7 protein-coding genes and 2 pseudogenes are annotated in these 8,779 nt (G+C 68.7%); 5 read left to right on the top strand and 4 right to left on the bottom strand.

Annotated features, from left to right (window positions below):
• The first annotated feature begins 179 nt into the window (after positions 1 to 179).
• Positions 180 to 398 (top strand): SlyX family protein, encoded by a 219-nt coding sequence (locus tag AC27IQ_RS15135; RefSeq protein ID WP_272564107.1) that lies wholly within the window; start codon positions 180 to 182, stop codon positions 396 to 398.
• A 67-nt stretch (positions 399 to 465) separates the two neighbouring features.
• A complete protein-coding gene (locus tag AC27IQ_RS15130; RefSeq protein WP_487089944.1) occupies positions 466 to 1,470 on the top strand; it encodes an aldo/keto reductase in 1,005 nt (334 codons plus the stop codon).
• Positions 1,471 to 1,706: 236 nt separating this feature from the next.
• Here the strand turns inward: AC27IQ_RS15130 and AC27IQ_RS15125 are convergent.
• Positions 1,707 to 2,760, bottom strand: a pseudogene (locus AC27IQ_RS15125) (DEAD/DEAH box helicase); the annotation flags it as partial.
• 401 nt (positions 2,761 to 3,161) lie between these two features.
• On the opposite strand from AC27IQ_RS15125, the gene ettA reads away from it, so the two are divergent.
• Positions 3,162 to 4,823, top strand: a complete 1,662-nt coding sequence (gene ettA, locus AC27IQ_RS15120; protein ID WP_284431476.1) for an energy-dependent translational throttle protein EttA — start codon at positions 3,162 to 3,164, stop codon at positions 4,821 to 4,823.
• A 51-nt stretch (positions 4,824 to 4,874) separates the two neighbouring features.
• Positions 4,875 to 5,753, top strand: a pseudogene (locus AC27IQ_RS15115) (DUF1631 family protein); the annotation flags it as partial.
• 35 nt (positions 5,754 to 5,788) lie between these two features.
• Here AC27IQ_RS15115 and AC27IQ_RS15110 read toward each other — a convergent pair.
• From AC27IQ_RS15110 to AC27IQ_RS15100, 3 genes are all read right to left on the bottom strand, one after another.
• A complete protein-coding gene (locus AC27IQ_RS15110; RefSeq protein ID WP_487089943.1) occupies positions 5,789 to 6,757 on the bottom strand; it encodes a hypothetical protein in 969 nt (322 codons plus the stop codon).
• A 92-nt stretch (positions 6,758 to 6,849) separates the two neighbouring features.
• A complete protein-coding gene (gene cspE, locus AC27IQ_RS15105; protein WP_272552015.1) occupies positions 6,850 to 7,065 on the bottom strand; it encodes a transcription antiterminator/RNA stability regulator CspE in 216 nt (71 codons plus the stop codon).
• A 204-nt stretch (positions 7,066 to 7,269) separates the two neighbouring features.
• Positions 7,270 to 7,974, bottom strand: a complete 705-nt coding sequence (locus AC27IQ_RS15100) for a Crp/Fnr family transcriptional regulator (protein WP_284431427.1) — start codon at positions 7,972 to 7,974, stop codon at positions 7,270 to 7,272.
• A gap of 266 nt (positions 7,975 to 8,240) precedes the next feature.
• Between AC27IQ_RS15100 and AC27IQ_RS15095 the strand changes: the two genes are divergently transcribed.
• Entirely contained in the window at positions 8,241 to 8,495 is a 255-nt protein-coding gene (locus AC27IQ_RS15095) for a DUF1488 family protein (RefSeq protein WP_284431426.1), read from the top strand.
• The last annotated feature ends 284 nt before the right edge of the window (positions 8,496 to 8,779 follow it).

The following is an 8,779-nucleotide window of genomic DNA, read 5'->3' as shown; positions in this document are numbered from 1 at the left end:
CGTTCGGCCGGCGTGCGGGCCGTGGCCCTGGGCGATGCGTGGGCCGTGCGCTCGCTGGTGCTGTGCGTGCGGCAGCTGGACGCGCTGCCGACCCCCGCCCGACAACTGGTGGCAAGGGTGCTGGGGGCGTCGCCAGGCAGCGGCGGCGGGTGAAGCGTGGTTTGGGTTCCAATAGCGGCATGCCCGACACCCATCCCAACGAACAGCGCCTGAACGAGCTGGAGATCAAGGCCAGCTTCGCCGAAGACCTGCTCGACCAGCTCAACCTCACCATCTACCGGCAACAGCAGCAGATCGACCGGCTCATCGCCGAGGTGTCCCAGCTGCGCCAGCAGATCCCCGAAGGCGGCGGTGCGGCCGTGCGCAGCCTGCGCGACGAACTGCCGCCGCACTACTGACCTGCCGCGCGCCCCCGCCGGGTTCGCTTCTTCTCCCTCTTTTTCTTCTCACCGAAAGGTCCCTGCCATGCAATACCGCCGCCTTGGCCGCAGCAACCTGCAAGTCTCCGCCCTGTGCCTGGGCACCATGATGTTCGGCGACCAGACGGGGCGCGACGAGGCCGCGGCCATCGTGGCCGACGCGCGCGAGCGCGGCGTGAACTTCATTGACACGGCCGACGTGTACACCCGGGGTGCTTCGGAAACGATGCTGGGCGGGTTGCTCAAGGGCCAGCGCCACGACTGGGTGCTGGCGACCAAGTTGGGCAACAAGATGTCCGACCGGGTAAACGAATCGCAGTATTCCCGCACCTGGATGCTGCGCGAGGTGGATGCCAGCCTGGCCCGGCTGCAGACCGACCACGTGGACATCCTGTACCTGCACCGCGACGTCAACGACATGGACCTGCAGGAGCCGCTGTTCGCCATCGATGCGCTGCTGCGCGCTGGCAAGATCCGCTACTGGGGCGTGTCCAACTTCCGCGCCTGGCGCATCACGCAGCTGGTGCACCTGGCGGCGCGCATGGGCCTGCCCGGGCCCGTGGTCTGCCAGCCGTACTACAACCTGCTCAACCGCATGCCCGAGGTGGAGATCCTGCCGGCCTGCGCGCACCACGGCGTGGGCGTGGTGCCCTACAGCCCGATCGCGCGCGGCGTGCTCACCGGCAAGTACCTGCCGGGCCAGCCGCCCGCCGAGGGCACGCGCGCGGCACGCGGCGACAAGCGCATGGCCGAGACCGAGTTCCGCGAGGAATCGCTGCAGATCGCGCAGCAGTTGAAACAACATGCCGAGGAACGCGGCGTGACGCTGGCCCAGTTCGCCACGGCCTGGGTGCTGGCGCACCGCGCGGTGAGCGCCGTGATCGCCGGCCCGCGCACCCTGGCGCAGTGGCAGGACTACGCGCCGGCGCTGGGCGTGGAGATCACCGCGCAGGACGAAGCGCTGGTGAACGACCTGGTGGCCCCGGGCCACCCGTCCACCCCGGGCTACACCGACCCGGCCTACCCGCTGTACCCGCGCACCCGGGGCTGATCGAGCGACGACGGCTGGCGCGGCTCAGTCGTCCGTGCCACCGTTCTCCTGGCCCTGGCGGGCCGCGGCCGCCCGCAGCTTGTCTTTCTTGCTCGGGCGTTTGCCCTTGATGCCGCCGTTGCCCGGCGGCGCGGCCGGCGCGGCTTCGGTGGGCTCGAAGCCGGGGATCTGCTCCAGCGGCAGGGCCATGCGCTGGCGCTTTTCGATCAGGCGCCAGTGCGCCTCGGTGCTGGCGCTCACGAAGCTCACGGCCACGCCGGTCTCGCCCGCGCGGCCGGTGCGGCCGATGCGGTGCACGTAGTCTTCCGACACGTTGGGGATTTCGTAGTTGACGACGTGCGGCAGCTCGTCGATGTCGATGCCGCGGGCCGCGATGTCGGTGGCCACCAGCGCACGGATGTCGCCGCTCTTGAAGCCGGCCAGGGCCTGCGTGCGGGCGCTCTGGCTCTTGTTGCCGTGCAGCGCCATGGCGTTGACGCCGTTCTTGGTGAGGAACTCGGCCACGTTGTTGGCGCCGAACTTGGTGCGGGTGAACACCAGCACCTGGCTCCAGTCGTGCTCCTGGATGATGTGCAGCAGCACCTGCTTTTTCTTGCCTCGGCCCACGGGGTGAATCACCTGCGTGATGCGCTGCACCGTGGTGTTGCGCGGCGTGACCTGGATGCTCTGCGGGTTCTTGAGCAGCGTGTTGGCCAGCTCGCGGATCTCGTCGCTGAACGTGGCGGAGAACAGCAGGCTCTGCTTGTCCTTGGGCACCAGGGCGAGGATCTTCTTCACGTCGTGGATGAAACCCATGTCCAGCATGCGGTCGGCTTCGTCCAGCACCAGGATCTCGACCGTGGACAGGTCCAGGAAGCCCTGCTGCTGCAGGTCCAGCAGGCGGCCGGGGGTGGCGACCAGCACGTCCACGCCGCGCTTGATGCGGTCGATCTGCGGGTTCATGCCCACGCCGCCGAACACGACGGTGGACGAGATGTCGACGTACTTGCCGTAGTCGCGCACGGATTCCTCGACCTGGGCGGCGAGCTCGCGCGTGGGCGTGAGCACCAGGGCGCGCACGCCCTTGCCGCCGAACTTGCTCTTGGGGGCCGTGCCCTGCGAGAGGCGGTGCAGCATGGGCAGGGTGAAGGCGGCGGTCTTGCCGGTGCCGGTCTGTGCGCCGGCGAGCAGATCGTGGCCCTCGAGCACCGCAGGGATGGCCTGTGCCTGGATGGGGGTCGGGGTTTCGTAACCCTGTTCGTGCACGGCCTTCAGAATGGCTGGGGCCAGATTCAGTTCGTCAAAGTTCATTCAAGGAAACGCCCTGTCCGGGCGCTGGGGGCATCGGCCTGTCGCAGGACCCATGTCGGGGCTGCGGCCAGTCAAGGCAGATGGGATTCACGAATGGGAGCCAGAACACCGCATGGCGGCTTCGTCGTCCCCAGCAGGTTGCTGAGGCCACCGATCACTGGAGCCGGTGGCTGGGCGCTATTGTGGCACGAGATGCCCGCCGGCGGTCGGGGCTTTACGCAGGCGGCGCGGGCGGGCCGCCCCTGGGGCAAACTGTCGCGCGCGGGCACCGCGTTGCGGGGTTGCCGAAAGCGCCGGCGCCAAAGCATCCGATAATCCGCCTGAACGCGCTTTTCCGGCAGGCCTCCCCGGCCGCTCGTGCACCCCCGGCAGCGCAGCCCCCATCTAAGGAAAGAAAGCCAATGGCCCAATACGTGTATTCGATGAACCGCGTCAGCAAGACCGTGCCGCCGAAGCGGCAGATCTTGAAAGACATCTCCCTGTCGTTCTTCCCTGGCGCCAAGATCGGCGTGCTCGGCCTGAACGGCTCGGGCAAATCCACGCTGCTCAAGATCATGGCCGGCGTGGACAAGGAAATCGAAGGCGAAGCCATTCCGATGCCGGGCTTGACCATCGGCTACCTGGAGCAGGAACCCAAGCTCAACCCCGAGCACACCGTGCGCGAGAGCGTGGAAGAGTCGATGGGCGCGGTGTTCGCCGCCAAGGCGCGCCTGGAGGAGGTCTATGTGGCCTATGGTGCCGAGGACGCCGACTTCGACGCCCTGGCGGCCGAGCAGGCCCAGCTGGAGGCGATCATCGCCACGGCCGGCACCGACTCCGAGCACCAGCTGGAAATCGCCGCCGACGCCCTGCGCCTGCCCGCCTGGGACGCCAAGATCGGCCTGCTGTCCGGTGGCGAAAAGCGCCGCGTGGCCCTGTGCCGCCTGCTGCTGTCCAAGCCCGACATGCTGCTGCTCGACGAGCCCACCAACCACTTGGACGCCGAGTCGGTCGAGTGGCTGGAAGTGTTCCTCAAGCGCTTTTCCGGCACCGTCGTGGCCATCACCCACGATCGCTACTTCCTCGACAACGCCGCCGAATGGATCCTGGAGCTGGACCGCGGCCGCGGCATTCCATGGAAGGGCAACTACAGCACCTGGCTGGAGCAAAAGGGCGACCGCCTGGCGCAGGAGCAAAAGAGCGAGGAAGCCCACGCCAAGGCCCTGAAGAAGGAGCTGGAATGGTCGCGCCAGAACCCCAAGGCCCGCCAGGCCAAGAGCAAGTCGCGCCTGGCCCGCTTCGAGGAGCTGAGCGATTTCGAATACCAGCGCCGCAACGAAACGCAGGAAATCTTCATCCCCGTGGCCGAGCGCCTGGGCCAGCAGGTGTTCGAGTTCCATAACGTCAGCAAGTCCTTCGGCGACCGCGTGCTGATCGACAACCTCAGCTTCAGCATTCCCCCGGGCGCCATCGTCGGCATCATCGGCCCCAACGGCGCCGGCAAGTCCACGCTGTTCAAGCTGCTGGCCGGCCGCGAGCAGCCGGACAGCGGCCAGGTGGTGGTGGGCTCCACCGTCAAGATGGCGTTCGTGGACCAGCACCGCGACGAGCTGGGCAACGACAAGACCGTGTGGGAAGACATCTCCGGCGGCCTGGACATCCTGAACGTCGGCAAGTTCCAGATGGCCAGCCGCGCCTACGCGGGCCGCTTCAACTTCAACGGCTCGGACCAGCAAAAGAAGGTCGGCAGCCTGTCGGGGGGCGAACGTGGGCGCCTGCACCTGGCCAAGACGCTGATCGCGGGCGGCAACGTCCTGCTGCTGGACGAGCCCTCCAACGACCTGGACGTGGAAACCCTCCGCGCCCTGGAAGACGCGCTGCTGGAATACGCCGGCACCGTGCTGGTGATCAGCCATGACCGCTGGTTCCTGGACCGGATCGCCACGCACATCCTGGCCGCGGAAGGCGACAGCCAGTGGGTGTTCTTTGACGGAAACTATCAGGAATACGAAGCCGACAAGAAAAAACGCCTGGGCGAAGAGGGCGCAAAGCCCAAGCGCATGCGTTACAAGGCACTCAAGTAAGCAACAACCCGTTAGGATCGTCGCTGCTGCCGCTTTTCCTCGCCCGCCACCATGTCCCTGCCCGCGTCCCGGTCCAGAACGGTCTTTCGTGCCTGCGTCGTCAACGCGGTGCGGCAGGGCGAGGCGTTGATGGGACGGCTGACCAGCGTGACCCAGGGGGCGCTGGCCAGCGATGAGTCCACCGAGCGCAACATCCAGCAGCGCACGCTGCTGGCCGATGCGCTGCGGCTGATCAAGCAGCACGAGGACGCCCTGGCCAAGGCCTACCCCATGGCCTTGCTGGAGGTGTTCGCCGAAGGCCCCTCCAACCCGCGCGCGCGTCCGGGCGACGAAACGGGCATGGACTTCGGCGAGCTGTCGCTCATGGACGAGTCCGAGGTGCTGGCCCAGGTCGAGCTGTCGCGGGCCCAGCAGATCGCGGTGCATGCCACCGAGGCCACGCTGGCCGAGCTCAACACCCTGGTCAGCTCCGCGCAGGGCCTGCAGCGCGTGCAGCCCGAGCGCAATCCCCTGCGCCCCGAGAACTACATCCGCGCCCTGCAGCAGGTGGTGGGCGACACGGGCGTGTCCGCCGAGGTCCGCCAGGTGTGGATGGCCCACATGCGCAAGGTGCTGGGCGACGAACTCGTCTCCGTCTACAAAACCGCCGCCCAGAGCCTTCGCGACAACGGCATCGTCCCCGTGGGCTATGCGGTGGCGGGTCAGGCCGGCCAGTCAACGGGGCGTGCCACCGGCTACGGTGGCGCCTACCCCAGCAGCCACGGCGGCGGCTACGGCGGCCCGGCGAGCAGCTACGGCGCGCCCCATCCCGGCGCATACCCCAGCCAGTACGGCATGCCCGGCGGCATGGGCGGTGGTGGCGGCCCGGCCTCGCTGGGCATGCCGCTTGCCGCCGAGGCCGAGGAAGCCCTGCTGACCGTGGGCATGCTGCGCCAGATGCTCGCCAGTTCCGGCGATGCCTTTGCCTACGGCATGGCGCCCGTCGCCGCGGCCACGGCGCGCACCACCAGCACCGACATCTGCAGCACGATGCCCAGCGCCACCAGGCCGGCGCCGCGCCCGGGCGACGGAAAGCGCCACAGCGTCCACAGCACCAGGGCCAGTTGCGCGGGAAAGACCACGCCCGCCAGCATCAGGCGCATTTCGTAGTCCTGCAGGAACGCCACGAACAGCGCCAGGGTCAGCACGACCGGCCCGATCAGCCGCCCCCAGGGCAGCGGCCGGCGGTGGAACTGGCACACGGCCGCCAGCAGGCAGGCGAACACGCTGGACAGCAGGCCGTTGGCGGCCACGATGGAGAGCATGTCCGGCACGCGGCCGCGCAGGGCCAGCAGCACGTAGGCCAGCGACTGCAGCACCAGCGCGGCGGCCCACAGGCCCAGGCCGTCGCGGTACAGCGGCAGCGAGAACACGGCGACGCGCGTGAGGTCCTGCGGATGCAGGTGCAGGTCGATTTCGATGCGGTCCGGAAAATGGGCGCTGGGCGCGTCGGCCAGCACGTGCCGGCTCGTCACCAGGAAAAGCCGCCCGTCGCGCCGGAAGAAGAAGCCGCTCGCGCCCGTCAGCGAGCGCGGTCCGTCGAACGTGCTGATGCGCGTGCTGGTGAGCAGCACGGATTCGGTGGCCGGGGCCTGGGACTGCGCCACGGGTCCGGACTCGGACTCGGCCAGCGGCGCCGGCGTGCCAGGCAGCGCGGCGATCACGCCGTGCATGCGGGCGGCGTCGCGCTCGAAGGTGGACAGCACATGGTCGGAGATGGGGGCGTGGAGCATCACGGTCCGGGCCGCTTCGACGTGCGCGTCGAACGACCGCGCCAGGGTGCCGTGCGCCCCGGACGGCAGGGCATCGAGCAGGGCCGGCAGCAGCGCGTCGATGGCAATGAGGCTGCCCTTGAGTTCGCAGATGCGCTCGGTAACGTCTTGCAGGTTTTTCATGGGGATGCGCCTTCCAAAAAAAAAGAAAACGCGGCCAGGGCCGCGTTTCGGGAGAGGTGCGGCCGGGGCGGACACCGCCCGGGCCTGGCGCCTTATTCGACGGCGCGGATGTTGGACGCCTGCGGTCCCTTTTCGCCTTGCGTCACTTCGAACTGCACGCGCTGGCTTTCCGCCAGGGTCTTGAAGCCGCTGCCACCCTGGATTTCGCGGAAGTGGGCAAACAGGTCCTTGCTGCCGTCATCGGGGGCGATGAAGCCGAAGCCCTTGCCATCGTTGAACCATTTCACGGTGCCGGTTTGTGTCGTCATATCGATTCCTTTTCAAGTTGCCGCGGCGCGAACGTGCCTGCGGCGCAGAGACGCCAAGAAAATCATCGATGGGATATTCGACAACATCCGCCGGCAGGGCGCCGGCGGGCAACTGGGGAGCGACCTAGGGAGTGACGGTCTTGCACATGTCTACGCGGCCCATGGTACACCCGTTCCCGCAACCGCCCTGGCGCCGCGCCGCGCTCACGGCAAAAGCCGCTCGTACTCGCGCTGCACGAGCCGGTGGCATTCGCAGCTGCGGCGCAGCAGTCCATCGATGTCCAGCACGGTGATGCGGCCACGGCGGTAGCGGATCAATCCGGCCTGCTGCAGGTGCCCCGCCGCTTCCGTCACCCCCTCGCGGCGAACGCCCAGCATGTGGGCGATGAGCTCCTGGGTCACCACCACGTCCGGGCCCTCCAGGCGATCGAGGCTGGTCAGCAGCCAACAGCAAAGTTGCTGGTCCAGCGAGTGGTGGCGATTGCACACGGCCGTCTGCGCGATCTGCGCCAGGAGCGCCTGTGCGTAGCGCAGCAGCTGCCGCTGCCACGCGGCGGACTGCTGCAGCACGTCCAGCAGCGCATGGGCCGGCACGCGCCAGCCGCGGCCTGCGCACTGCACCACGGCGCGGTGGGGCATCGATTCGCCGCCCAGCACGATGCACGCGCCGACCATGCCCTCGAAGCCGACCACGGCGACCCCCGCGCAGCCGCCGTCTTCCAGGCGGTGCAGCAGCGAGACGATGGCGGTGGTGGGAAACACCGCATGGCCCACGCGCTCGCCCGGCTCGCCGAGCACCTGGCCCACGCCGAGGCTCACGGATTCGAGGTCGGGTTGCAGGCGCTGCCACTCGGTGTCGCCCAAGGCGGCGAGCAGGCGGTTGCGCCGGGGTTCTTCACGGTGGGGCATCGCATTCTCCAGAAAGCCGGATGCATCAGCGATGGAACAGCCACCGGCAACGATTCGCCCGGTTCAGTATAGGGCGCGGCCCGGGCCCGGCCTGTGTGTGCCAGCGCACAGACAGGCGGGCGGGCCGGCGATAGCCTCGCAGGCCAAGCGGTGCCAAGTCTTTCGCCGCCCTCTTTGGCTTTCCTTGCGCGCTCCACCCCATGCCCGCGCCGGTGCACCCACCGCCCGGCGGCATGCGATCACCCCCCACCTTTTCGGAGTTCCCCATGTCACAGCCTCCCTTTTTCCACGAAGCCTCGGGAACGGTGCGCTTCTGGGTCGAGGTCCAGTCGCAATGGATCGGTGCCAGCGTCGGCAAGGATGCCCTGCACTACCGCTACAGCCCCGGCAGCGCGGACGAGGACCCGATGGACACCTACCGCAGCCACGCCCCCGAGATCGAGGCCGCGGCGCGCCGCCGCGTGGACCAGGGCGCCATCGAGCCCGTGATGCTGCGCGAGTTCGACCTGCGCGCGCCCTAGAGCGGCCGGCCGCGCACGCGCGCCCTCCCCTCTTTTGCCCCGCCTTCCGTTGCCCGATCCGCCGTTCAGTCGCCTGGGCGCACCACCGCCCACAGCCCACCGAAAGGCACCATGACCCCCTTCCTCCAACGCCTCCTGTTTCGCGGCAGCGATGCATCGCTGTGGTCCGGCTCGGCGCCGGTGCGCGGCGAACTATTCGGGCTGGAGCGCCTGGAGCAGCACGCCCAGAGCCTGGCCGCCGCGCAAGCCGTCAGCGCCAGGCCCCCGGCCGTCGCCCCGCTGCG

This window comes from Acidovorax sp. KPB24-07 (assembly GCF_057543315.1).
The sequence above is the reverse complement of the archived record's forward strand: the minus strand, read 5'-3'. Positions and strand labels throughout refer to the sequence as shown.

Bases quoted from the DNA above. Each gene is read 5' to 3' on its own strand.
- AC27IQ_RS15135 (WP_272564107.1), top strand. From the start codon at position 180: ATGCCCGACACCCATCCCAACGAACAGCGCCTGAACGAGCTGGAGATC.
- AC27IQ_RS15130 (WP_487089944.1), top strand. From the start codon at position 466: ATGCAATACCGCCGCCTTGGCCGCAGCAACCTGCAAGTCTCCGCCCTG.
- ettA (WP_284431476.1), top strand. From the start codon at position 3,162: ATGGCCCAATACGTGTATTCGATGAACCGCGTCAGCAAGACCGTGCCG.
- AC27IQ_RS15110 (WP_487089943.1), bottom strand. From the start codon at position 6,757: ATGAAAAACCTGCAAGACGTTACCGAGCGCATCTGCGAACTCAAGGGC.
- cspE (WP_272552015.1), bottom strand. From the start codon at position 7,065: ATGACGACACAAACCGGCACCGTGAAATGGTTCAACGATGGCAAGGGC.
- AC27IQ_RS15100 (WP_284431427.1), bottom strand. From the start codon at position 7,974: ATGCCCCACCGTGAAGAACCCCGGCGCAACCGCCTGCTCGCCGCCTTG.
- AC27IQ_RS15095 (WP_284431426.1), top strand. From the start codon at position 8,241: ATGTCACAGCCTCCCTTTTTCCACGAAGCCTCGGGAACGGTGCGCTTC.